Genomic DNA, 24,463 nt, shown 5'->3' with positions numbered 1-24,463 from the left:
AAAGGGCGAGGCGTCAGGCCACTGGCGCGGGTGGTGGCTCGTCCGGCAGGGTCGGTACGCCAGGCTCGGTAGGTTGTTCCGGGGTATCGGGGTCAGGCTGGCCTGGGATGCCGCCGGCGGCGGGGTCGGCCATCAGGGACCAGGCCAGAACACCAATCTGATTGGGTTCCAGCCGAGCAAGTTCGGCGCTGATTCGCGGGTCGATCTTCATAGGGTACTCCTCAAGCGTGGCTCGACGCGCTGTGCACGCGCCGAGGCAGTACACCCAATAGAGTGCCTGCCCGCTGACAAATTCCCTTGAGCTGTAAGACGTTTCTATCAGGTGCGTGGCAGAGTGACGCCGCGCTGGCCCTGGTACTTGCCGCCACGGTCCTTATAGGACACTTCGCACTCTTCGTCGGATTCGAAGAACAGCATCTGCGCCACGCCTTCATTGGCGTAGATCTTGGCCGGCAAGGTGGTGGTGTTGGAGAACTCCAGGGTCACGTGGCCTTCCCACTCAGGCTCAAGCGGCGTCACGTTGACGATAATGCCGCAGCGCGCGTAGGTGCTCTTGCCCAGGCAGATGGTCAGGACGTTGCGCGGGATCCGGAAGAACTCGACGGTGCGCGCCAGGGCGAAGGAGTTTGGTGGGATGATGCACACGTCGCTCTTCACATCGACAAAGCTCTTTTCATCGAAGTTTTTCGGATCGACGGTGGCCGAGTTGATGTTGGTGAAGACCTTGAACTCATCGGCGCAACGTACATCGTAGCCGTAGCTGGAAACCCCGAATGAAATCAGGCGTTCGGCGCCTTCACCGCGCATCTGGCGCTCGACGAAGGGTTCGATCATGCCGTGCTCTTGCGCCATGCGGCGAATCCACTTGTCCGATTTGATGCTCATGGCGGGTGTCCTGAATAGCGAGGTGGAAAATTCTGTTGGGCATCTTACCGGGGCTGGCCTCGCGGTTCAAAGGACGCGGGGGTTTTTCTTGATTAAGTTGCGCCGGGCAACTGTCAGCCGTACGGGGCGGGCCTTGGCCCTGAATTTAAGGGCCGCAGGCCTGTAAAAGGCACCGCCAGTCACGAAAATAGAGAAACCTTCGGAAATACCATTGGCACGTTCCGGAAAAAGGGTTAAGGTGGCGCCACTGTGCTGCTTGTGTCACTGAGAATCTCTACACGATATGTTGAATTTCGATCCAACCATCTCCAAGAATTTTTCCTGCTCTTTGCACTCAGTCTCGGCCAGGGCTTTTCCTGAGTCGCAGTTAACTTTGTCCAAGGAGATACACCATGTCTAATCGCCAAACTGGTACCGTTAAGTGGTTCAACGATGAAAAAGGCTTCGGCTTCATCACTCCACAATCCGGTGACGACCTGTTCGTTCACTTCAAAGCTATCCAATCCGACGGCTTCAAAAGCCTGAAAGAAGGCCAACAGGTTTCTTTCATCGCTACCCGCGGTCAGAAAGGCATGCAAGCTGAAGAAGTTCAAGTTATCTAACTTGTACTGACTTAGTCGAAAGAACCCCGCCCTTAAAAGCGGGGTTTTTTTATGCCTGGGATTTGATACTGACCTTGCCAGCGAGGGCCGCCCTCAAGGTCGCCATCGCCGGCAAGCCGGGCTCCCACAAGGGAATTGGCACAACGCAAAACGCCCGGTGCATTCCCATGCACCGGGCGTTCTCATAGCTACCTTACAAGCCGCTACTGAAACAACGACTCACTCGACAAGCCATTTTTCTCCAGGATCTCCCGCAAGCGCTTGAGACCCTCTACCTGGATCTGCCGCACCCGCTCACGGGTCAAGCCGATCTCCAGGCCAACATCTTCCAGGGTGCTGCTTTCATGGCCACGCAGGCCAAAGCGGCGAATCACCACCTCGCGCTGCTTGTCCGTCAGCTCTGAAAGCCATTGATCGATACTTTGCGACAAGTCATCGTCCTGCAACAGCTCACACGGATCCGTGGGTCGGTCATCCGTAAGGGTGTCCAGCAAGGTTTTATCCGAATCCGGACCCAGCGAGACATCGACCGAAGACACACGCTCGTTAAGCCCGAGCATGCGCTTGACCTCTCCCACTGGTTTTTCCAGCAGGTTGGCGATCTCTTCAGGCGAAGGTTCATGATCAAGTTTCTGGGTAAGCTCGCGTGCCGCCCGCAGGTACACGTTAAGCTCCTTGACGACATGAATCGGCAACCGGATGGTCCGGGTCTGATTCATGATTGCGCGCTCAATGGTCTGGCGAATCCACCACGTCGCGTAGGTCGAAAAGCGAAAACCCCGCTCGGGGTCAAACTTCTCTACCGCCCGGATCAAGCCGAGGTTGCCCTCTTCGATCAGGTCCAACAGGGAAAGCCCACGATTGACGTAGCGTCGGGCGATTTTCACCACCAGGCGCAGGTTGCTTTCAATCATGCGCTTGCGCCCAGCCGGATCTCCCTTTTGCGACAATCGCGCAAAATGGACTTCTTCTTCGGGAGTGAGCAAGGGGGAAAAGCCGATTTCATTGAGGTACAACTGGGTCGCATCGAGCGCCCGGGTGTAATCAATATACTTATGCTGTTTTAACGCTGTGGAGTTTTTGGACTTGGTACGAACTGAAGGTACAGCGGGTCCCTCATTCGACATCGATTCCGTACCGATGCCGGTCTCCATAAGGAGAACCTCATCGTCGATGTCAAACTCCGGCGCTTCTTTACTGAGAGCCATTGTTATAGTCCTTTGGTGAGTTCGACCTCAAGCTCAAGCGACGCCTTTATCCTTGGCAACGCTGGAGCCTGTTCCTTCTACGTGAGGGAACAGGCTGACAACACATCAACGCCGGGGTAGGAATTGCAGTGGATCTACAGGTTTACCTTGGCGGCGAATCTCAAAGTGCAGTTTCACCCGGTCTGTACCAGTCGACCCCATTTCGGCAATTGTCTGTCCGACTTTGACCTGCTGCCCCTCCCGAACCAACAACCTGCGGTTATGACCGTAGGCACTGACGTAGGTATCGCTGTGTTTGATGATGACTAATTCGCCGTAGCCCCGTAGACCACTCCCGGCGTATACAACAGTCCCATCAGACGCAGCTAAAACAGGCTGTCCCAAATCCCCGGCGATATCAATGCCTTTATTCAAACTACCGTTTGAAGAGAATTTTCCAATAAGAATGCCATTTGAGGGCCATCCCCAACCGGTCGGTGCCGGTCCCGCAGGTGGCAACGGCGCGGGTGCCGGCTTGCTCGCAACCTTAGGCGCAACGGTGCCTGCAGGCCGGGTGAAGACCGTCGTCTTGCTGGAAGAAGAGGCCGATGAACCGGATTTTGTCACAACTGCCGTGGGCGCCGAACCCGTGCGCCCATCGAAACGGATGGTTTGCCCCGGATGTATCGTATAAGGCACAGGAATGTTGTTACGCGCGGCCAGCGCCTTGTAGTCCCAGCCATAACGGAAGGCGATCGAGAACATGGTATCGCCCTTACGCACCACGTATTGCCCGGTGGTCACCGTCGGCCGTTGCGGTGCCGCATTATTGCGGTCAACCACGCGCGCGCCGCTGCCTGTGCTGGAGCAGGCAGCCAGCAAGGAACTCAAGACAAGGCCAATCACCAGTCGCTGAAAGCTAGTTTTACTCATACGCTGCGCAATGACTGTGAGACTCACCCGCCGCTCCCTTTGTGGTGGCTGAAACATGAACGCCTGTATCAGGCTTGAAATATGTCGCAAGTATAACTGGCTGCCAGACTTTAACCGGCAACAAGGTAGAAACGAAAAATTCATCTCGTTTAATAACTACCCAACTTGATGTTGACTCGATGAACCCCGCTGTAAGACACATACCCAGCAATAGAATTCACTACACCGTGACAATTGTTCAGGCCAGCGGCCCATTAAGTAACGGAACGAAACGCACTGCCCCCAGGACATGCCGGGAAAAACCCTCTTCTTCGCGCACGATCAACATCAACTGTTGCACTTCGCCCGATCCCACCGGAATCACCAGGCGCCCGCCCGGAGCCAATTGGTCCAGAAGTGCCTGAGGTACATCGGTGGCCACCGCAGTCACGATGATGCCGTTGTAGGGCGCCAAGGCCGGCCAGCCTTCCCAGCCATCACCCCAACGAAACACTACGTTGCGCAGGTTCAGCTCCACCAGGCGCTCCTTGGCCCGGTCCTGCAGGACCTTGATCCGCTCGACGGAAAACACCCGCTCCACGAGTTGCGAGAGCACGGCAGTCTGGTAGCCGGAGCCGGTGCCAATCTCCAGCACTTTGTCCAAGGGACCCGCCGCCAACAACAGCTCACTCATCCGCGCCACCATATAGGGCTGGGAGATGGTTTGGTTGTGGCCAATGGGCAGCGCAGTGTCTTCGTAGGCGCGATGGGCCAGGGCCTCATCGACAAACAGATGACGCGGGGTACGGCGGATGACCTCCAACACCTGGGCGTTGGACAGTCCCTCTTCATAGAGTCGCTGGATCAAACGCTCACGGGTGCGTTGGGAGGTCATGCCGATGCCCCGGCGCAACAGGTCGTCCTGTTCACGAGCCATCAGCGCAGCCCCTCCAGCCAGGGATCGAGACCACCGAAGGCATCATTGAAGGTGCGATCGAGTTGCAGCGGGGTAATCGAAACATAACCTTGCATCACCGCATGAAAGTCCGTGCCCGGCCCGCCATCCTCGGCGTCGCCCGCTGCGGCAATCCAGTAGCCTTCCCTGCCACGGGGATCCACCACTTTCAGCGGTGCCGCAGCGCGGGCGCGGTGGCCCAGGCGGGTCAATTGGATGCCGCGAATATGGTCCAGGGGCAGATTGGGAATATTGACGTTGAGCACCGTACGCGGTGGCAGCACCAGGGTGCCGTGGGCCTCAACCAGCTTGCGCGCAAAATAAGCGGCGGTCGCCAGGTTATCCACCTGCCGCGACGCCAGCGAAAAGGCAAAGGCCGTCCGCCCCAGGAAGCGCCCTTCCAGGGCCGCCGCCACGGTGCCGGAATACAGCACGTCATCGCCCAGGTTGGCGCCCAGGTTGATCCCGGAAACCACCAGGTCCGGCTCATCGGCCAGCAAGCTGTTGATGGCCAGGTGCACGCAATCGGTCGGCGTGCCATTAACGCTGATAAAGCCGTTGGCCAGCGTCTGCGGGTGCAACGGACGGTCGAGCGTCAGCGAACTGCTGGCGCCACTTTTGTCCTGGTCCGGGGCAACCACCACGCACTCGGCATAATCTGCCAGCGCAGCATGAAGCGCGGCAAGGCCGGGTGCGGTGACCCCGTCGTCGTTAGATATCAGAATACGCATGGGCTGTCCGTCTGCCCCACCGGCACCAGATCAACAAGCTCGCGCACCAAGACAGTGGCGAAGCATCCGGCCGGCAGGACGAATTCCAATTGCAGAATGTCAGTCTCGGGATAATGCCACGTCAACCCGCCAATGGGCAGTCGCAGAATGCGCCGTTCCTGGCTCATGCCGGCTTTGGCCAGCCACTCGCACAGGTGCGCCTCGCTCGCGGCGACGGCTTGCTCCAACTCATGGGTGGCGCCAGTGGCGGGCGAATCGCCTTCACCCCACTGTGGGCCGGTGGGATGCAGGTCGAGGATGGCCAGGCGCGGATCGCTGCACTCCGCCTCCCCCGCCGGGAAAAAGCTGCGGCTGTCGGTGAACGCCAGCAGGTCACCGACCTGGGCACGCTGCCATGAACCATCGGCAACCCGCGCCGCCAACACCTTATTGAACACAAAGCTGCGCGCGGTCGACAGCAGGCGCGAACGTACATTGCGCTGTTCCGGCAAGGCCTTGCGGGCCGCCCAGTCGCGGGCATCGACGACGTTACCGCCATCATGGCCAAAACGCTGGGCGCCGAAATAGTTGGGGATACCGTGCTTGGCGATCAATTGCAGGCGCGCATCGATCGCGCCGTGGTCGCCGGCCAGTTGGGTCAGGCGCAGGGTAAAACCGTTGGCCGCATGGGCGCCACGCTGCAACTTGCGTTTATGACGGGCGGCCTTGAGGATTTTCAGGGTGTCGTTTTCCGCCGCACTCAGGTCTGGGTCGGCCTTGCCCGGCAGTTGCACGCTGAACCACTGGCGCGTCAGCGCCTGGCGATCCTTGAGGCCGGCATAGCTCACCGTGCGCAAGGGCACGCCGGCAGCCTTGGCAATACGTCGCGCGGCCTCTTCAGTGTTCAGGCCGCGCTTTTCCACCCACAACCACAGGTGCTCACCCTCGCCGGTCAGCGGGATATCCAGCACTTCATCCACTTGGAAATCTTCGGCAGTCGCCTTGAGCACCGCGCTGCCCAGCGCCTCGCCATAGGCCCGCGGGCCCAACAGTTGCAGTTCGTTCATGCGCGCAGCAACAAGGCGACAGAGTGCACCGCAATGCCCTCTTCACGACCGGTAAACCCGAGTTTTTCGGTGGTGGTGGCTTTCACGTTGACTTGATCCAGTTCTATTTGCAGATCGGCGGCAATCACTGCGCGCATCGATTCGATATGCGGGGCCATTTTGGGTGCCTGGGCAACGATGGTGTTATCGACGTTGCCGACCTTCCAGCCCTTGGCATGGATCAGGCCGACCACATGCCGCAGCAGCACGCGGCTGTCCGCGCCCTTGAAAGTGGGATCGGTGTCCGGAAAGTGTTTGCCGATATCTCCCAATGCAGCCGCGCCGAGCAAGGCATCGCTCAAGGCATGCAGCACAACGTCGCCGTCGGAATGAGCCAGCAACCCATGGTGGTGCGCAATGCGCACGCCGCCCAGGGTGATGAAGTCGCCTTCGGCGAAACGGTGCACATCATAGCCGTGGCCAATACGCATAAAAAAACGCCCCGAGTTAATTCAGGGCGTGATTCTACCTACTTTTGCCAGACATTAACCGAGCAAAGCACGTCCATGATGACGCAAGTGATCCTCGATGAAGCTGGCGATAAAGAAGTAGCTGTGGTCGTAGCCCGGTTGCAGGCGCAACTCCAGCGGATGGCCGGCGGCCTTGGCGGCTTGTTGCAAGGCTTCGGGCTTGAGTTGAGTGGCAAGGAAGTCGTCGCGATCACCCTGGTCCACCAGCAGTGGCAGTTTTTCCGAGGCTTCGCTGATCAGCACGCAGGCATCCCATTCGCGCCACTTGGAGCGCTCTTCCCCCAGGTAGCGGGAAAACGCTTTCTGCCCCCAAGGGCAATCCATCGGATTGTTGATCGGCGAAAACGCCGACACCGACTGGTAGCGCCCCGGATTGCGCAAGGCGCATACCAGCGCACCGTGGCCGCCCATTGAATGCCCGCTGATGCCGCGCTTGTCGGACGCCGGGAAATGCGCTTCAACCAACGCCGGCAATTCCTGCACGACATAGTCATGCATCCGATAGTGCATGCTCCACGGCTGTTGCGTGGCATTCAAGTAAAACCCGGCACCCAGGCCAAAGTCCCAGGCATTGTCCGGGTCGCCCGGCACACCCGGCCCACGGGGGCTGGTGTCCGGGGCGACGATGATCAATCCCAGCTCAGCCGCCATACGCTGCGCGCCGGCCTTTTGCATGAAGTTCTCATCGGTGCAGGTCAAGCCCGACAGCCAGTACAGCACCGGCAACTTGCCGCCTTGCTCCGCCTGCGGTGGCAGGTAGACGGCGAAGGTCATATCGCAATCGAGTACATCGGAATGATGCTTATAGCGTTTGTGCCAGCCGCCGAAGCTCTTCTGGCATGACAGGTTTTCCAGACTCATGGCCGACCTCAGAAATGGATGACGGTACGAATGCTCTTGCCTTCATGCATCAGGTCGAATGCCTTATTGATATCTTCCAGGCCCATGGTGTGGGTGATGAAGGTATCCAACGGGATTTCGCCGGTCTGGGCCATTTCCACGTAGCTTGGCAACTCGCTGCGGCCACGCACGCCACCGAAGGCCGAACCGCGCCAGACACGACCGGTCACCAGTTGGAATGGACGGGTAGCGATTTCCTGGCCAGCCCCGGCGACCCCAATGATTACCGACTCGCCCCAGCCTTTGTGGCAGCACTCTAGGGCCGCACGCATCAGCTGGACATTGCCGATACACTCGAAGGAAAAGTCCACACCGCCGTCGGTCAAATCGACAATCACATCCTGGATCGGCCGGTCGTAGTCTTTCGGGTTGATACAGTCGGTGGCACCCAACTGCTTGGCGATCTCGAACTTGGCCGGGTTGATGTCGATGGCGATGATACGACCGGCCTTGGCTTTAACTGCACCGATCACGGCCGACAAACCAATCCCGCCCAGGCCGAAAATGGCCACGGTGTCACCCGGCTTGACCTTGGCGGTGTTGATCACGGCACCGATACCAGTGGTGACGCCACAGCCCAGCAGGCAGACTTTTTCCAGCGGCGCTTCTTTGGGAATCTTGGCCACGGAGATTTCCGGCAACACTGTGTATTCGGAAAAAGTCGAAGTCCCCATGTAGTGGAAGATCGGCTGCCCTTTGTAGGAAAAACGCGTAGTACCGTCTGGCATCAGGCCTTTGCCCTGGGTCGCGCGGATGGCTTGGCACAGGTTGGTCTTGCCCGACAGGCAGAACTTGCACTTGCCACACTCCGGGGTGTACAGCGGGATCACGTGGTCGCCCACCGCCACCGAAGTCACACCCTCGCCAATCGCTTCGACCACTGCGCCGCCTTCGTGGCCGAGGATCGACGGGAAGATACCTTCCGGATCGGCGCCCGACAGGGTGTAGGCGTCAGTGTGGCAAACCCCGGAAGCGACCACGCGCAACAGGACTTCACCGGCCTTGGGCATGGCCACATCCACTTCCACGATCTCCAGTGGTTTCTTGGCTTCAAAGGCGACAGCGGCGCGTGACTTGATCATCCGGGTTTCTCCTGGGGCTTAAAAGTAAGACGAACAGTGTAAAACACGGTCCATTGATTAATAATCCAGGCAAAAGCAAAACATTATTGCTGTACTGGGATAATCACCATGCTGGAAAACCGCTGGGAAGGCATCGATGAGTTCGTCGCCGTCGCCGAATGCAGCCAATTTACTGCGGCTGCCGAACGCCTGGGCGTGTCCTCGTCCCATATCAGCCGCCAGGTCGCACGCCTGGAAGAACGCCTGCAAACCCGCCTGCTGTATCGCAGCACCCGGCGCGTTACGCTGACCGAGGCCGGGCAAACCTTCCTGCAACATTGCCAACGCCTGCAGGATGGGCGCGAAGAGGCCCTGCGCGCCGTAGGCGACCTGACCAGCGAACCCAAGGGCATGTTGCGCATGACCTGCGCCGTGGCTTATGGCGAACGCTTTATCGTGCCGCTGGTCACGCGCTTCATGGGGCTGTATCCGCAATTGCGCGTGGATATCGAGCTGAGCAACCGCCCCCTCGACCTGGTGCATGAAGGCCTGGACCTGGCGATTCGCCTGGGCCGCCTGCAAGACTCGCGAATGGTCGCCAGCCGCCTGGCCCCCAGACGCATGTATCTCTGTGCGTCGCCGTCCTACCTGGAACGGTATGGGCGCCCCCATAGCTTGTCGGAATTGAGCAGGCATAACTGCCTGGTCGGCAGCTCGGATATTTGGCAATTGGCCCAGGATGGGCGCGAATTTTCCCAAAGGGTGCAGGGAAACTGGCGCTGCAACAGTGGGCAGGCGGTGCTGGATGCGGCGCTGCAAGGGGTGGGGTTATGCCAGTTGCCGGATTATTACGTGCTGGAGCACTTGCACAGCGGCGCGCTGGTTTCACTACTTGAGTCCCACCAACCGCCGAATACTGCAGTGTGGGCGCTGTATCCGCAGCAGCGGCATTTGTCGCCGAAGGTGCGCAAGTTGGTGGACTACCTGAAGGAAGGGCTGGCTGGGAGGCCGGAGTATGGCGGGTGATCTGGGGTGTCAGGCCTGGCCTCATCGCAGGCAAGCCAGCTCCCACACCTGACCGCGTATCCCTGTTGGAATGCGGTCAGGTGTGGGAGCTGGCTTGCCTGCGATGAAGTCACCTCGGTCCAGCAGCCTACCGGCGATTAGCCCACCGCAACCTGAGCCACTCCAGATCCTCCGGCCGGGTCACCTTGATATTGTCCGCGCGCCCTTCCACCAGGCGTGGCGCCTGGCCGGACCATTCCATGGCCGAGGCTTCGTCAGTGATGACCGCGTCAGCCACCAGGCTATCAGCCAAGGCGCGGTGCAAGGCCCCCAGGCGGAACATTTGCGGGGTATAGGCTTGCCAGATCAGGCTGCGATCAATGGTTTCCACCACCCGCCCCTGCTTGTCGACACGCTTGAGGGTGTCGCGGGCCGGTACGGCCAGCAAGCCGCCCACCGGGTCATCCGCCAACTGCGCCAACAACGTGTCGAGATCCTCGCGGCTCAGGTTCGGCCGTGCGGCATCGTGCACCAGCACCCAGTCGTCATCGCTGGCGCCCAGGGCATTGAGTTGCAGCAGTGCATTGAGCACCGAGCCTGAGCGCTCCGCCCCGCCGTCCGCGCGCTGGATACGCGGGTCGCCGGCACACGCCAGGTTGGGCCAGTAAGGATCATCGACAGCCAGACTGACCACCAGCCCCTTGAGGCTCGGATGATCGAGGAAACAGCCAAGGCTGTGTTCGAGAATAGTGCGCCCGCCCAACTGCAGATACTGCTTGGGACGGTCCGCGGCCATGCGGGCACCGACGCCCGCGGCAGGAATCACGGCCCAGAAGGCCGGCAAACAGGCGTTCATTGGGCCAACTGGTAGAGGGTTTCACCCTCCTTGACCATGCCCAATTCATGACGAGCCCGCTCTTCAACGGTCTCCATGCCTTTTTTCAACTCAAGCACTTCGGCATCGAGCACACGGTTGCGCTCCAGCAACACCTCGTTCTCGGCGTGCTGCGCGGCAATTTGCTGGGTCAGGTCGGTCACCTGCGCCAGGCTGCCATTGCCCACCCAAAGGCGGTACTGCAGGCCAGCCAGCAGCAAGAGCAAGACGAGGAACAACCAATTGGGACTGCGCATCGAATATCGGGTATCCAGTGAAAAAAGACAGCCATGCAAAACTTTTGAAGCAACTGATAGCACGAAGCCTGGAAGACCCAGGCTTGTGCTTGATAGGCATCAGATTAGTGCGCAAATTCACTCTATAGCGAGTTTTCCGACACAATCCGTTGTCTTTTTACCATCAACTACTCAGCCGCGAAACTCACCACGGCCGTTGTATTTGGCTTTACCACCCAATTGCTCTTCGATACGCAGCAGTTGGTTGTACTTGGAAACGCGGTCGGAGCGGCACAGGGAACCGGTTTTGATCTGGCCCGCCGAGGTGCCCACGGCCAGGTCGGCAATGGTCGAATCTTCGGTTTCGCCGGAGCGGTGCGAGATCACGGCAGTGTAGCCCGCAGCCTTGGCCATCTGGATCGCTTCCAGGGTTTCGGTCAAGGTGCCGATCTGGTTGAACTTGATCAGGATCGAGTTGGCGATCTTCTTGTCGATGCCTTCTTTCAGGATCTTGGTGTTGGTCACGAACAGGTCGTCGCCCACCAGTTGGATTTTCTCGCCGATCTTGTCGGTGAGGATTTTCCAGCCGTCCCAGTCGGACTCGTCCAGGCCGTCTTCGATCGAAATGATCGGGTAACGCTGGGTCAGGCCCTTGAGGTATTCAGCAAAACCTTCGGAGTTGAACACCTGGCCTTCGCCGGACAGGTTGTACTTGCCGTCCTCAAAGAACTCGCTGGCCGCGCAGTCCAGGGCCAGGGTCACGTCGGTGCCCAGCTTGTAGCCAGCGTTGGCCACAGCTTCGGAGATCACTTTCAGTGCATCTTCGTTGGACGCAAGGTTCGGTGCGAAACCACCTTCGTCACCCACCGCAGTGCTCAGGCCACGGGCCTTCAGCACAGCTTTGAGGTGGTGGAAAATCTCGGTGCCCATGCGCAGGCCTTCGGAGAAGGTCTTGGCGCCGACTGGCTGCACCATGAATTCCTGGATATCGACGTTGTTGTCTGCGTGTTCGCCACCGTTGATGATGTTCATCATTGGCACCGGCATCGAGTACACGCCCGGAGTGCCGTTCAGGTTGGCAATGTGCGCGTACAGCGGCAGGTCCTGGTCCTGAGCAGCGGCCTTTGCAGCAGCCAGGGATACAGCGAGGATCGCATTGGCGCCGAGGCTGCCTTTGTTTTCAGTGCCATCGAGCTTGATCATCGCGTGATCGAGGGCTTTCTGGTCCAGCGGGTCCTTGCCCAGCAACAGGTCGCGGATCGGACCGTTGATGTTGGCTACTGCCTTGAGGACACCCTTGCCCAGGTAACGGCTCTTGTCGCCATCACGCAGTTCCAGCGCTTCGCGCGAACCTGTGGAAGCACCGGACGGCGCGCAGGCGCTGCCGATGATGCCGTTATCGAGAAGCACGTCGGCTTCGACGGTGGGGTTGCCACGGGAGTCGAGAACTTCACGACCTTTGATGTCGACGATTTTTGCCATTGTTGTAAACACTCCAAAGTTGACGAAAACGACGCAGCTGAAGGAAATCTTTTGACCGACCGCAAGGGTGGAACAACGGGGCAGGCTTGCAGACGACAAGACTCAGGCCCGGGGGCCTGAGCATAAAGCGCGGAAAGTTTACCGGAGAAACGCGGGTTACGCGGTCTCTACCGTCGGAAAACTCTTGACCAATTCGTCCAATTGCTTGAGCTGGGCCAGGAATGGCTCCAGCTTGTCCAGGCGCAGGGCGCAAGGACCGTCGCACTTGGCGTTGTCAGGATCCGGGTGGGCTTCCAGGAACAGGCCAGCCAGGGACTGGCTGATACCGGCCTTGGCCAGGTCCAGTACCTGGGCACGTCGGCCACCGGCGGAGTCGGCGCGGCCACCCGGCATTTGCAGCGCATGGGTCACGTCGAAGAATACCGGGTATTCGAACTGTTTCATGATGCCGAAACCGAGCATATCCACCACGAGGTTGTTGTAGCCGAAGCTCGAACCACGCTCGCAGAGGATCAACTGGTCATTACCCGCTTCCACGCACTTGTTCAGGATGTGTTTCATCTCCTGAGGCGCGAGGAACTGGGCTTTCTTGATATTGATCACAGCGCCGGTCTTGGCCATCGCGACGACCAGGTCGGTCTGGCGCGACAGAAAGGCCGGCAACTGGATGATGTCGCATACCTCGGCGACCACTGCAGCCTGCTCGGGCTCGTGGACGTCGGTGATGATCGGCACGCCGAAGGCTTGCTTGATGTCCTGGAAGATCCGCATGCCTTCTTCAAGGCCCGGGCCGCGATAGGAGGTCACGGACGAACGGTTAGCCTTGTCGAAGCTGGCCTTGAACACATAAGGGATACCCAGTTTCTCGGTAACCTTTACGTACTCTTCACAGACCTGCATCGCCATGTCACGGCTTTCCAGCACGTTCATGCCGCCAAACAGCACCATGGGCTTGTCGTTGGCAATTTCGATATCGCCTACGCGAATGATCTTCTGGGCCATCAGGTTTACGCCTTCTTCTGATGTTGCGTCAGTGCAGCCTTGACGAAACCGCTGAACAACGGGTGACCGTCGCGCGGAGTCGAGGTGAACTCAGGGTGGAACTGGCAAGCGACGAACCAGGGATGATCCGGGGCTTCAACCACTTCAACCAGCTTGCCATCACCGGAGCGACCGGAGACTTTCAGGCCGGCTTCTTTGATCTGCGGCAGCAGGTTGTTGTTCACTTCGTAACGATGACGGTGACGCTCGACGATCACGTCCTTGCCGTAGCAGTCGTGTACCAGCGAGCCGGACTCCAACAGGCAATCCTGTGCGCCAAGGCGCATGGTGCCGCCCAGGTCGGAACTTTCGGTACGGGTTTCGACAGCGCCAGTGGCATCTTCCCACTCGGTGATCAGGCCCACGACCGGGTGGCCGCTGGTGTGATCGAACTCGGTGGAGTTGGCGTCTTTCCAGCCCAGCACGTTACGAGCGAACTCGATAACGGCCACTTGCATGCCCAGGCAGATACCCAGGTACGGCACCTTGTTCTCACGAGCGTACTGTACCGCAGTGATCTTGCCTTCCACGCCACGCAGGCCGAAACCGCCTGGCACGAGGATCGCATCGACGCCTTCGAGCAGCGCGGTGCCCTGGTTTTCGATGTCTTCGGAGTCGATGTAACGCAGGTTGACCTTGGTACGGTTGCTGATACCGGCGTGACTCATCGCTTCGATCAACGACTTGTACGCGTCCAGCAGCTCCATGTACTTGCCGACCATGGCGATGGTGACTTCGTGCTCAGGATTGAGCTTGGCGTCAACCACCGCTTCCCACTCGGACAGGTCCGCGCCATTGCACTGCAGGCCGAAACGCTCGACCACAAAATCATCCAGGCCCTGGGAATGCAGAATGCCCGGGATCTTGTAGATGGTGTCGGCGTCTTCCAGGGCAATCACCGCACGTTCTTCAACGTTGGTGAACTGGGCGATCTTGCGACGCGAGGAAATGTCGATCGGGTGATCGGAACGGCACACCAGCACATCCGGCTGCAGGCCGATGGAACGCAGTTCCTTGACCGAGTGCTGGGTAGGCTTGGTTTTGGTCTCGCCAGCGGTGGCGATGTACGGCACCAGCGTCAGGTGCATCAGCATCGCGCGCTTGGCGCCGACTTCAAAACGCAACTGGCGGATGGCTTCGAGGAACGGTTGGGATTCGATGTCACCCACGGTGCCACCGATCTCGACCATCGCCACGTCGGCATCGCCTGCACCCTTGATGATGCGGCGCTTGATTTCGTCGGTGATGTGCGGGATCACCTGGATGGTTGCACCCAGGTAGTCACCACGGCGCTCCTTGCGCAGCACGTGCTCGTAGACACGGCCGGTGGTGAAGTTGTTGTTCTGGGTCATGGTCGTGCGGATGAACCGCTCGTAGTGGCCCAGGTCCAGGTCGGTCTCGGCGCCGTCGTGGGTGACGAACACTTCACCGTGCTGGAACGGGCTCATGGTGCCCGGGTCGACGTTGATGTACGGGTCCAGCTTGAGCATGGTGACCTTAAGTCCCCGCGCCTCCAGGATGGCCGCCAACGAAGCGGAGGCAATGCCTTTCCCCAATGAAGAAACAACACCGCCCGTGACGAATATGTAGCGCGTCATGAAAAACCCTAGAAGTCTGCGTTAAAGCGGTCGGAGCCGCCGGGGAAAGCGAAGGAAGGCCGAAGCCCCCGATCACCTGCATTAATCACAGTGCACCTTTCAAAAAAACCGCCGCGTTGTGACAGACCAGCAATGGAACACCGGTACGTTGATCGCTACACATTTTTTGGAATCGCCCAGCAAAGACTGCTTGGTAATCGGCAACGACTGTGTTTCAGGAGAATCCACAGAAGTTGTATCAAGAAGGGAGCGTAGTCTACCGGAAAGGCGCTATCAGCTCAAACCTTGATCGCAGGTTGGTGGCGCCCAATGTAATTGCCAGTCATCCCCCTGCCCTGTCGAGGCCCTTGCCAGGTTGGCCACGGCCACCAGACGGGTGCCTTGGTACAGCAGCGGCAATCTGCCACGGATAAAGCCTGGCACAGCACTTTCGTTGAGCAAACGCTTGAGGTCACGCCGGCCACGACCTGGCACTTCCATGACTTCACCACCCTGGCGGTAACGGATGCCCAAAGGGCCTTCAGGGGCATGCCCGCTGAAATACAACTGGCCGTTGCCCGGTAACTGTAGTGGGATTTGCGGGTGTGACCAGCTTAGCGGCGTATCAGAAATTTCCGACCAATCGGTAGGCATCCACCAGATGCGATCGTTGCAACGGTGCAATTGGCCATCGGCCAAACGCCACACGGGCTGTGCGTCCGCCTTGGCATCGCGCAAGGTGTGCCAGCCAATCCAGTGCTCGCTGTCGGGCAACAACGTCAGCGGCGCCAGCCAGTACCGTAGGGCGTTGCGCTGCCGAGCGTCGGAAAGATCTCGCAGCGGCGCAAGTGCCAATGATGGCAACGGTAGCCAGGCAAGCGCCGATGGCCGCTGGGCAGCCTGCACATCCAATTGCGCCAATTCATCGAGCAGCTCTTGGGCCTGCGCCAGATGCCCAGCGGTTCGCGCCAGGGTATTCGCGGCCTGGGGCCAGCGGGCGGTGAGCAGTGGGAATACTTGATGACGCAGGTAATTGCGGGAGAAACGTGAGTCGCCGTTGGAGGGGTCCTCGATCCAACTCAACTGCTGTTCGCGGGCGTAGGTTTCCAGCTCGGCTCGCGACATGTCCAGCAGCGGCCGCACCAGGTGCCCTTTACCCAAGGGACGCAGGGCTGGCATGCCGGTGAGGCCCCGCAGCCCAGCGCCCCGCAGCAGGCGAAACAGCAGGGTTTCTGCCTGATCGTCACGGTGCTGGCCGGTGAGTAGCAGTTCACTTGGGCCGATTATCTCGGCGAACGCCTGGTACCGCGCGTCACGGGCCGCACGTTCAAGGCTTGCACCTGACTGCACTTGCACATGCATAACCCGCAGCGGCACACCTGCGGCATCACAAACCGCCTGGCAATGGGCTGGCCAGCCGTCAGCCACAGCCTGGAGACCGTGATGGACATGGATAGCCTGCAGAGGTGGCAGGGATTGGTTTTTTGCCAGATCAGCGAGTAAGTGCAGGAGGACGGTGGAGTCGAGTCCGCCAGAGAAAGCGATGTGCCAGGCCGAGGCGTTGCGCCACGGGGCCAGGGCTTGCAGGAGTTCGGCGGTTAGAGTTGGTTTCATCGCACGTTACCGCCGCAAAACTGGAATACGTTAGCCAAGCATACACAACGCAAATGTGGGAGCGGGCCTGCCCGCGATAGCGGTGTACCAGCCAACCAATCTGGCACTGACACATTGCTATCGCGGGCAAGCCCGCTCCCACATGGGTAATGCCGTGGCTTAGAGGCCGTAGCTCATCAGGCGCTCGTAACGACGGGCCAGCAGCGCTTCGTTGTCGAATTTTTTGAGCATATCCAACTGTGCGCAGAGTTCGGCGCGGATGGTCGCCGATGCGGCAGCCGGGTCGCGGTGTGCGCCGCCCAGGGGCTCGGCGATCACTTTGTCGACGATGCCCAGGCCTTTCAGGCGATCAGCGGTGATCCCCATGGCTTCGGCAGCATCCGGGGCCTTTTCTGCGGTTTTCCACAGGATCGAGGCGCAACCTTCCGGCGAGATCACAGCGTAAGTCGAATACTGCAGCATGTTCAGTTGGTCGCAGACGCCAATGGCCAGCGCACCGCCAGAACCGCCTTCACCGATCACGGTCGCGATGATCGGGGTTTTCAGGCGTGCCATCACTCGCAGGTTCCAGGCAATCGCTTCGCTCTGGTTGCGCTCTTCAGCGTCGATGCCTGGGTAGGCGCCCGGGGTGTCGATAAAGGTCAGGATCGGCATCTTGAAGCGTTCAGCCATTTCCATCAGGCGGCAGGCCTTGCGGTAGCCTTCCGGGCGCGGCATGCCGAAGTTGCGACGCACTTTCTCGCGCACTTCACGGCCTTTCTGGTGACCAATCACCATCACCGGCTGGTCGTCCAGGCGAGCAATACCGCCGACAATCGCCGCGTCATCGGAGAAGTGACGGTCGCCATGCAACTCGTCGAACTCGGTGAAGATGTGATCGATGTAGTCCAGGGTGTACGGACGGCGCGGGTGGCGGGCCAGGCGCGCGATCTGCCAGCTGGTCAGCTTGCCGAAGATGTCTTCGGTGAGCGTCTTGCTCTTGTCTTGCAGGCGGGAGATTTCATCGCCGATATTCAGCGAATTGTCATTGCCGACCAGGCGCAGCTCTTCGATCTTGGCTTGCAGGTCAGCGATCGGCTGTTCGAAATCAAGAAAATTCGGGTTCATAAGCGTCCGTCTTGGGTCGACGGCCAGGGAGTGCCTGGCCAGCCGGTTGTCTATTCGCGCCCTACCTTAAGGGAGAGGCGCGTCAAGGTCGAGATTAAATGTCGAGTCGAGGTCAGAGGTACAAGGGTAGCCCTGACCGTCAACGGTATTGGAGGAAGACGTTGTCACGCCCGAACTGGTCACGCAATGCTTGAATCAAGCCATCGGCCGGGTCAATTCGCCACGTCTCACCGAACTGCAACATCGCCTTGGCATCGCTGCCGGTGTACTCCATGGTCACCGGGCACGCGCCACGGTGACGCTTGAGCAAGTCCCCCAGCCAGCGTAGCTGATCGCCCTTGAGCGCTTCGGTTTTCACCTTCAGTCGCAGGCTTTCGGCCAGGTTGGTGCGGGCATCTTCCATGCTCATTACGCGTTTGATCCGCAGGCGCAGGCCGCCGGAGAAGTCATCGTTGCTGACCTCCCCCTCCACCACCACCATCGCGTCGGTCTGCAACAGCGACTGCGCAGAATGAAACGCGTCGGCAAACAGCGACGCCTCGATACGCCCGGAGCGGTCATCAAGGGTGATGAACCCCATCTTGTCGCCCTTTTTGTTCTTCATCACCCGCAGGGCAATGATCATCCCGGCGACAGTCTGGGTATCGCGCGCCGGCTTCAGGTCGATGATGCGCTGGCGGGCAAAACGACGGATCTCGCCTTCATATTCGTCAATCGGGTGACCGGTGAGGTACAGGCCCAGGGTGTCTTTTTCACCCTTGAGGCGTTCCTTGAGGGTCAGCTCCTTGGCCTTGCGGTGGTTAGCGTACACATCGGCATCTTCTTCGACGAACAGCCCGCCAAACAGGTCGGCATGCCCGCTGTCGTGGGTGCGGGCGGTCTGCTCGGCGGCCTTGATCGCTTCTTCCATGGCGGTCAGCAGCACCGCGCGGTTGCGGTCGATATTGGCCTGGTAGGCCTTCGGCTCGTCATGGAAATACGGACCGAGACGATCGAGTGCACCGCTGCGGATCAGGCCATCGAGGGTACGCTTGTTGATGCGCTTGAGGTCGACCCGGGCGCAGAAGTCGAACAGGTCCTTGAACGGACCATCCTGGCGCGCCTCGGTGATTGCCTCGACCGGGCCTTCGCCCACCCCCTTGATCGCGCCCAGGCCATAGATGATGCGGCCTTCGTCGTTCACGGTGAACTTGAACTCCGAGGCGTTCACATCCGGCGCGTCGAGCCTCAACTTCATGGTCCGCACTTCTTCGATCAAGGTCACGACCTTGTCGGTGTTGTGCATATCCGCCGACAGCACCGCCGCCATGAACGGCGCCGGGTAGTGGGCCTTCAGCCACGCAGTCTGGTACGACACCAGGCCGTAGGCGGCAGAGTGGGATTTGTTGAAGCCATAACCGGCGAATTTTTCCACCAGGTCAAAGATGTTACCGGCCAGGTCAGCGTCGATGTTGTTGGTGGCGCAACCTTCAATGAAACCGCCGCGCTGCTTAGCCATTTCCTCGGGCTTTTTCTTACCCATGGCCCGGCGCAGCATGTCCGCGCCGCCTAGGGTGTAGCCGGCCATGACCTGGGCGATCTGCATCACCTGTTCCTGATACAGGATGATGCCGTAGGTCGGTGCCAGTACCGGCTTGAGGCCTTCGTACTGGTAGTCGGAGTGCGGGTAAGCCAGCTCGGCGCGCCCGTGTTTACGGTTGATAAAGTCATCAACCATACCCGATTGCAGTGGGCCCGGACGGAACAGGGCCACCAGTGCGATCAAGTCTTCCAGGCAGTCGGGCTTGAGCTTTTTGATCAGCTCCTTCATGCCGCGGGATTCAAGCTGGAACACCGCAGTGGTTTCAGCTTTTTGCAGCAGCGCGTAGGTCGGCTTGTCGTCCAGCGGGATAAAGGCGATATCCAGCGGCGCCTCATCGACCTTGGCACGCTCGCGGTTGATGGTCTTGAGCGCCCAGTCGATGATCGTCAGGGTCCGCAGGCCGAGGAAGTCGAACTTCACCAGGCCGGCCGCCTCCACGTCGTCCTTGTCGAACTGGGTTACCAGGCCATCGCCTTCTTCGTCGCAATAGATCGGCGAAAAGTCTGTCAACTTGGTCGGAGCGATTACCACGCCACCGGCGTGCTTACCGACGTTACGCACCACGCCTTCGAGCTTGCGGGCCATGTCCCAGATTTCGGCGGCTTCTTCATCGACCTTGATGAAGTCACGCAGGATCTCTTCCTGCTCGTAGGCCTTTTCCAGGGTCATGCCGACTTCAAAGGGGATCATCTTCGACAGACGATCCGCCAGGCCGTAGGACTTGCCCTGCACCCGCGCCACGTCGCGGATTACCGCCTTGGCCGCCATGGAGCCGAAGGTGATGATCTGGCTTACCGCGTTACGGCCGTATTTCTCGGCCACATATTCGATTACCCGGTCACGACCATCCATGCAGAAGTCGACGTCGAAGTCGGGCATCGATACCCGTTCCGGGTTCAGGAACCGTTCGAACAGCAGGTCATATTCCAGCGGGTCAAGGTCAGTGATCTTCTGCACATAAGCTACCAGCGAGCCAGCACCCGACCCCCGGCCAGGCCCCACCGGCACGCCGTTGCTTTTGGCCCACTGGATAAAGTCCATTACGATCAGGAAGTAACCGGGGAACCCCATCTGGATGATGATATCCAGCTCGAAATTCAGCCGGTCGACATACACCTGGCGCTTGGCTTCGTAGTCTTCGGTAGTGTCCTTGGGCAGCAGGACGGCAAGACGCTCCTCCAGGCCATCGAAGGACACCTTGCGAAAGTATTCATCGATGGTCATGCCATCGGGAATCGGGAAGTTGGGCAAAAAGTGCTTGCCCAGCTTCACTTCGATATTGCAGCGCTTGGCAATTTCGACGGAGTTTTCCAGGGCCTCGGGCAAATCGCTGAACAGCTCAGCCATTTCCTCGGCACTTTTGAGGTACTGCTCTTCGCTGTAGTTCTTCGAGCGCCGTGGATCGTCCAGCGCCCGGCCTTCGCCGATGCACACGCGGGTTTCGTGGGCTTCGAAGTCTTCCTTCTTGATAAAACGGACATCGTTGGTGGCTACCAGCGGCGCGCCCAGCTTTTCGGCCAGGGCCACGGCAGCGTGCAGATGTTCTTCATCGTTGGGGCGATTGGTGCGCTGGACCTCCAGGTAGAAGCGGTCGGGAAATACTTGCATCCACTCACTGGCCAGCACCTCGGCCTCGTGCGGGTTACCGCCGAGCAACGCGATCCCGATCTCGCCCTCTTTGGCGGCCGACAGCATGATCAGCCCTTCGCTGGCCTCGGCCACCCATTCGCGCTCGATGATGATCGAGCCATTGCGCTGGCCGTCGATAAAACCACGGGAAATCAGTTCGGTCAGGTTGCGATAGCCCACGCCGTTCATCGCCAGCAGGCTGATGCGGCTCAAGGCGTTATCCGGATCTTTGTTGGACAGCCACAAGTCGGCGCCGCAGATCGGCTTGATGCCGGCGCCCATGGCGCTCTTGTAGAACTTGACCAGGGAACACATGTTGTTCTGATCGGTCACCGCAACGGCCGGCATGTTCATGCCCACCAGGGTTTTGACCAGTGGTTTGATCCGTACCAGGCCGTCGACCAGGGAGTATTCAGTGTGCAGGCGCAGGTGAACGAATGAAGCCGGCATAGTGATCCTGTCTAGATACGTGTGAAAACAACAAGGCCCGGATTGTACCGGGCCTTGAGTAAAACATCAGCCTGCGCCTAAATCTCGGCCAGGCTTTCGCGCACCTCGTAAGCCTGGCGTACCGGGGCAAACGAGCGACGGTGGATCGGCGTCGGGCCCAATCGGGCGAGGGCTTCCAGATGAACGGGCGTCGGATAGCCTTTATGGCCACCGATGCCATAGCCTGGGTAGATCAACTCGAACGCCGCCATTTCACGGTCGCGGCTGACCTTGGCGAGAATCGAGGCAGCGGCAATCGCCGGAACCTTGCTATCACCCTTGACCACCGCTTCGGCCGGCATCGCCAGCTTCGGGCAGCGATTCCCGTCGATCATCGCCAGTTTCGGGGTGATATGCAGGCCCTCGACGGCGCGCTGCATGGCCAGCATCGTGGCATGCAGGATGTTCAACTCGTCGATTTCCTCGACCTCTGCCCTGGCGATATGCCAGCTGAGGGCCTTTTCGCAAATTTCGTCAAAAAGTTTTTCACGACGGGCTTCGGTGAGTTTCTTCGAGTCGTTGAGGCCGAGAATCGGGCGATTCGGGTCAAGGATCACCGCCGCCGTGACCACCGCACCGCACAGCGGACCACGCCCGACTTCATCGACACCGGCAACCAGTTCGTGGGTTTGGGCGACCAGGCTGAAATCCAGGCCTATTTGCGTCTTCATAGGGTTTCCTGCTGGCGGCCGATCAAGGTCAATACGGCATCTGCGGCCTGGTTCGACGCATCACGGCGCAAGGTACGGTGAATTTCGTCAAACCCACGGGTCTGCTCTTCACCACCGTCGATCAACGGCAGAATGGTCTGGGCCAATGCTTCGGGGGTTGCAGCGTCCTGCAGCAACTCCGGCACCAACAGGCGCTGCGCAAGCAGGTTGGGCAAGGAGATGTAGGGACTTTTGACCATGCGCTTGAGAATCCAGTAGGTCAGCGGCGCCAAGCGATAGGCCACGACCATCGGGCGCTTGTAGAGCAAGGCCTCCAGCGTGGCGGTACCAGAGGCGATCAACACCGCGTCACAGGCGGCCAGAGCCAGGTGCGAACCACCATCGAGCAGCGTCAACGGCAAGTCGCGCCCCACCAGCAAGGCTTCGATCTGTGCACGGCGCTGCGGGCTGGCGCACGGCAGTACAAATCGCACTCCTGGCTTCAACGCCTGCAGGCGCTGGGCCGCATCGAAAAACAGTGCGCCCAGGCGACCGACCTCACCGCCACGGCTGCCGGGCATCAACGCCACCAGCGGCCCGTCGGGCAGGCCCAACTCGGCGCGCGCAGCGGCGCGATCCGCCTGTAGCGGGATGGTGTCGGCCAGGGTATGGCCGACAAACCTTACCGGCACGCCCTTCTCTTCATAGAACCGCGCCTCGAAAGGCAGTAGGGTCAGCATCAGGTCGCAGCCTTCGCGGATCTTCAGCACGCGCTTCTGCCGCCACGCCCACACGGACGGGCTGACGTAATGCACGGTCTTGATTCCGGCCTGACGCAGCTTGAGTTCGATATTGAGGGTGAAGTCCGGTGCGTCGATACCGATAAAGACGTCCGGTTTTTCGGCAATCAGGGTCTGGATCAGCAGTTTGCGCCGAGCCAGCAGCTCGCGAAGGCGCCCCAGCACTTCCACCAGCCCCATGACCGACAAACGCTCCATGGGAAAGTAGGAAGTCAGGCCTTCGGCCTGCATCAGCGGGCCGCCGACCCCAATAAACTCAACGGCTGGATGCTGCGCCTTGATGGCGCGCATCAGGCCAGCGCCGAGGATATCGCCGGAAGCTTCTCCGGCCACCAATGCAATACGCAGCGTGGCCATGATCAGCGGGTGATGCCGCGAGTCGATGCCTGGATCGAATCACGGAAGATGGCAACCTCTGGAAACAGCGCCGCTGGCTCGGCCAGTTCGGCCAATGCCTGCTCAACCGTCAGGCCCTGGCGATACACCACCTTATAGGCGCGACGCAGGGCGTGAATGGCCTCTTCGCTGAAACCCCGGCGGCGCATGCCTTCGAAGTTCATGCTGCGGGCTTCGGCAGGGTTGCCAAATACCGTGACGAACGCCGGCACATCCTTGCCAATAGCAGTGCCCATGCCGGAAAAGCTGTGGGCGCCGATATGGCAGTACTGATGCACCAGGGTAAAACCAGACAGGATCGCCCAGTCGTCAACATGCACATGGCCGGCCAGTGCAGTGTTGTTGACCAGGATGCAGTGGTTGCCAATAACGCTGTCGTGTCCGATATGCGCGTAGGCCATCACCAGATTGTGATCACCCAGGGTAGTTTCTGCCCGGTCCTGCACAGTGCCACGATGAATGGTCACGCCTTCACGAATGATGTTGTGATCACCGATTACCAGGCGGGTTTCTTCACCCTTGTACTTCATGTCCGGCGTATCTTCACCTACCGAGGAAAACTGGTAGATGCGGTTGTGTTTGCCAATGCGGGTCGGCCCCTTGAGGATCACGTGCGGCCCGATGACTGTTCCCTCGCCGATTTCCACACCTGCGCCGATGATCGACCAAGGGCCGACCTCAACGTCGGCGGCCAGCACGGCCGTCGGATCGATGATTGCGCGAGGGTCAATCAAACTCATAGTTTGCGTTCCGCACAGATGATTTCGGCGGAACACACAGGCTTGCCGTCAACGGACGCCTGGCATTCGAATTTCCAGATCTGGCGCTTGCAGCTCACGAACTTGGCTTCCAGGATCAACTGGTCGCCTGGGGTGACCGGGTTGCGAAAGCGCAGCTTGTCGGAGCCCACGAAATAGTAAAGCGTGCCGTCGGCAGGCTTCAGGTCGAGCATTTTAAAACCCAGGATACCAGCGGCCTGCGCCATCGCTTCGATGATCAACACGCCCGGCATGATTGGATGCGCGGGGAAGTGACCATTGAAGAATGGTTCGTTGATGCTGACATTCTTGTAGGCACGAATGCGCTTTTCCTCAACATTCAGTTCCACTACACGGTCCACCAGTAGGAACGGGTAACGGTGAGGCAGGTATTCGCGAATCTCGTTGATGTCCATCATTTCGGGGGGAAGCCTG

Annotated in this window: 24 protein-coding genes; 2 read left to right on the top strand and 22 right to left on the bottom strand. The window is 59.6% G+C overall.

The genetic code is table 11. The annotated features are described in order from the left end of the window. Positions 1-13: 13 nt before the first annotated feature. Together AC19YY_RS18080 and dcd are read right to left on the bottom strand one after the other, a co-directional pair. Positions 14-211 carry a hypothetical protein gene (locus AC19YY_RS18080; RefSeq protein WP_029297182.1) on the bottom strand — a complete coding sequence of 66 codons (198 nt, stop codon included), beginning with the start codon at positions 209-211 and terminating at the stop codon, positions 14-16. Between the two features lie 107 nt (positions 212-318). After that, positions 319-885: a dCTP deaminase gene (gene dcd / locus AC19YY_RS18075; RefSeq protein ID WP_003219273.1), complete on the bottom strand. Its 567-nt coding sequence runs from the start codon at positions 883-885 to the stop codon at positions 319-321. 392 nt (positions 886-1,277) lie between these two features. On the opposite strand from dcd, the gene AC19YY_RS18070 reads away from it, so the two are divergent. Further along, positions 1,278-1,487, top strand: a complete 210-nt coding sequence (locus tag AC19YY_RS18070; RefSeq protein ID WP_002554837.1) for a cold-shock protein — start codon at positions 1,278-1,280, stop codon at positions 1,485-1,487. A 203-nt stretch (positions 1,488-1,690) separates the two neighbouring features. Here AC19YY_RS18070 and rpoS read toward each other — a convergent pair whose 3' ends face one another. The 8 genes from rpoS to AC19YY_RS18030 form a co-directional block, all read right to left on the bottom strand. After that, a complete protein-coding gene (rpoS, locus tag AC19YY_RS18065) occupies positions 1,691-2,695 on the bottom strand; it encodes an RNA polymerase sigma factor RpoS (protein WP_038446486.1) in 1,005 nt (334 codons plus the stop codon). A gap of 105 nt (positions 2,696-2,800) precedes the next feature. After that, positions 2,801-3,634: a peptidoglycan DD-metalloendopeptidase family protein gene (locus AC19YY_RS18060; protein WP_169955470.1), complete on the bottom strand. Its 834-nt coding sequence runs from the start codon at positions 3,632-3,634 to the stop codon at positions 2,801-2,803. A gap of 211 nt (positions 3,635-3,845) precedes the next feature. Beyond that, positions 3,846-4,481 (bottom strand): protein-L-isoaspartate(D-aspartate) O-methyltransferase, encoded by a 636-nt coding sequence (locus AC19YY_RS18055; protein ID WP_169865481.1) that lies wholly within the window; start codon positions 4,479-4,481, stop codon positions 3,846-3,848. Between the two features lie 41 nt (positions 4,482-4,522). Next, complete coding sequence (gene surE, locus AC19YY_RS18050) at positions 4,523-5,272, bottom strand: 5'/3'-nucleotidase SurE (RefSeq protein WP_029297237.1); 750 nt, start codon at positions 5,270-5,272, stop codon at positions 4,523-4,525. Next, positions 5,260-6,318 carry a tRNA pseudouridine(13) synthase TruD gene (gene truD, locus AC19YY_RS18045; RefSeq protein ID WP_500604611.1) on the bottom strand — a complete coding sequence of 353 codons (1,059 nt, stop codon included), beginning with the start codon at positions 6,316-6,318 and terminating at the stop codon, positions 5,260-5,262. The genes surE and truD overlap by 13 nt, the downstream gene beginning before the upstream one ends. Continuing rightward, a complete protein-coding gene (ispF, locus tag AC19YY_RS18040) occupies positions 6,315-6,788 on the bottom strand; it encodes a 2-C-methyl-D-erythritol 2,4-cyclodiphosphate synthase (RefSeq protein ID WP_029297241.1) in 474 nt (157 codons plus the stop codon). Before ispF ends, truD begins: the two co-directional genes overlap by 4 nt. A gap of 54 nt (positions 6,789-6,842) precedes the next feature. Continuing rightward, positions 6,843-7,688 carry an S-formylglutathione hydrolase gene (gene fghA / locus AC19YY_RS18035; protein ID WP_500604610.1) on the bottom strand — a complete coding sequence of 282 codons (846 nt, stop codon included), beginning with the start codon at positions 7,686-7,688 and terminating at the stop codon, positions 6,843-6,845. Between the two features lie 8 nt (positions 7,689-7,696). Beyond that, a complete protein-coding gene (locus tag AC19YY_RS18030; RefSeq protein WP_029297245.1) occupies positions 7,697-8,809 on the bottom strand; it encodes an S-(hydroxymethyl)glutathione dehydrogenase/class III alcohol dehydrogenase in 1,113 nt (370 codons plus the stop codon). A gap of 108 nt (positions 8,810-8,917) precedes the next feature. Here AC19YY_RS18030 and AC19YY_RS18025 point away from each other — a divergent pair, with 108 nt between their 5' ends. Then, positions 8,918-9,814: a LysR substrate-binding domain-containing protein gene (locus tag AC19YY_RS18025; protein WP_169955466.1), complete on the top strand. Its 897-nt coding sequence runs from the start codon at positions 8,918-8,920 to the stop codon at positions 9,812-9,814. A gap of 127 nt (positions 9,815-9,941) precedes the next feature. Here the strand turns inward: AC19YY_RS18025 and ispD are convergent, their stop codons facing one another. The 12 genes from ispD to fabZ form a co-directional block, all read right to left on the bottom strand. Next, positions 9,942-10,649, bottom strand: a complete 708-nt coding sequence (gene ispD, locus AC19YY_RS18020) for a 2-C-methyl-D-erythritol 4-phosphate cytidylyltransferase (RefSeq protein WP_169955465.1) — start codon at positions 10,647-10,649, stop codon at positions 9,942-9,944. Further along, the gene (ftsB, locus tag AC19YY_RS18015) at positions 10,646-10,924 is read right to left on the bottom strand and encodes a cell division protein FtsB (RefSeq protein ID WP_029297251.1); all 279 of its coding nucleotides are present in this window, start codon (positions 10,922-10,924) and stop codon (positions 10,646-10,648) included. Before ftsB ends, ispD begins: the two co-directional genes overlap by 4 nt. Positions 10,925-11,095: 171 nt before the next feature. Then, positions 11,096-12,385, bottom strand: coding sequence for a phosphopyruvate hydratase (eno, locus tag AC19YY_RS18010; protein ID WP_169955464.1), 1,290 nt, complete (start codon positions 12,383-12,385; stop codon positions 11,096-11,098). A gap of 156 nt (positions 12,386-12,541) precedes the next feature. Continuing rightward, positions 12,542-13,387: a 3-deoxy-8-phosphooctulonate synthase gene (kdsA, locus tag AC19YY_RS18005; protein ID WP_010212442.1), complete on the bottom strand. Its 846-nt coding sequence runs from the start codon at positions 13,385-13,387 to the stop codon at positions 12,542-12,544. A 5-nt stretch (positions 13,388-13,392) separates the two neighbouring features. After that, on the bottom strand, positions 13,393-15,024 hold the full coding sequence (gene pyrG / locus AC19YY_RS18000) for a CTP synthase (RefSeq protein ID WP_169955463.1): 1,632 nt from the start codon (positions 15,022-15,024) through the stop codon (positions 13,393-13,395). Positions 15,025-15,297: 273 nt separating this feature from the next. Further along, a complete protein-coding gene (tilS, locus tag AC19YY_RS17995; protein WP_500604609.1) occupies positions 15,298-16,617 on the bottom strand; it encodes a tRNA lysidine(34) synthetase TilS in 1,320 nt (439 codons plus the stop codon). 159 nt (positions 16,618-16,776) lie between these two features. Next, positions 16,777-17,724, bottom strand: coding sequence for an acetyl-CoA carboxylase carboxyltransferase subunit alpha (locus AC19YY_RS17990; protein WP_029297260.1), 948 nt, complete (start codon positions 17,722-17,724; stop codon positions 16,777-16,779). Between the two features lie 139 nt (positions 17,725-17,863). Then, complete coding sequence (dnaE, locus tag AC19YY_RS17985) at positions 17,864-21,385, bottom strand: DNA polymerase III subunit alpha (RefSeq protein WP_169955461.1); 3,522 nt, start codon at positions 21,383-21,385, stop codon at positions 17,864-17,866. A 77-nt stretch (positions 21,386-21,462) separates the two neighbouring features. Next, positions 21,463-22,095 (bottom strand): ribonuclease HII, encoded by a 633-nt coding sequence (gene rnhB, locus AC19YY_RS17980; protein ID WP_169955460.1) that lies wholly within the window; start codon positions 22,093-22,095, stop codon positions 21,463-21,465. Further along, positions 22,092-23,231, bottom strand: a complete 1,140-nt coding sequence (gene lpxB / locus AC19YY_RS17975; protein ID WP_170042923.1) for a lipid-A-disaccharide synthase — start codon at positions 23,229-23,231, stop codon at positions 22,092-22,094. Before lpxB ends, rnhB begins: the two co-directional genes overlap by 4 nt. Before the next feature lie 2 nt (positions 23,232-23,233). Next, on the bottom strand, positions 23,234-24,010 hold the full coding sequence (lpxA, locus tag AC19YY_RS17970; protein ID WP_169955458.1) for an acyl-ACP--UDP-N-acetylglucosamine O-acyltransferase: 777 nt from the start codon (positions 24,008-24,010) through the stop codon (positions 23,234-23,236). Next, positions 24,007-24,447, bottom strand: a complete 441-nt coding sequence (gene fabZ / locus AC19YY_RS17965) for a 3-hydroxyacyl-ACP dehydratase FabZ (RefSeq protein WP_029297270.1) — start codon at positions 24,445-24,447, stop codon at positions 24,007-24,009. Before fabZ ends, lpxA begins: the two co-directional genes overlap by 4 nt. Positions 24,448-24,463 lie beyond the last annotated feature (16 nt).

Source organism: Pseudomonas sp. MF09156, assembly GCF_059862305.1.
The sequence above is the reverse complement of the archived record's forward strand: the minus strand, read 5'-3'. Positions and strand labels throughout refer to the sequence as shown.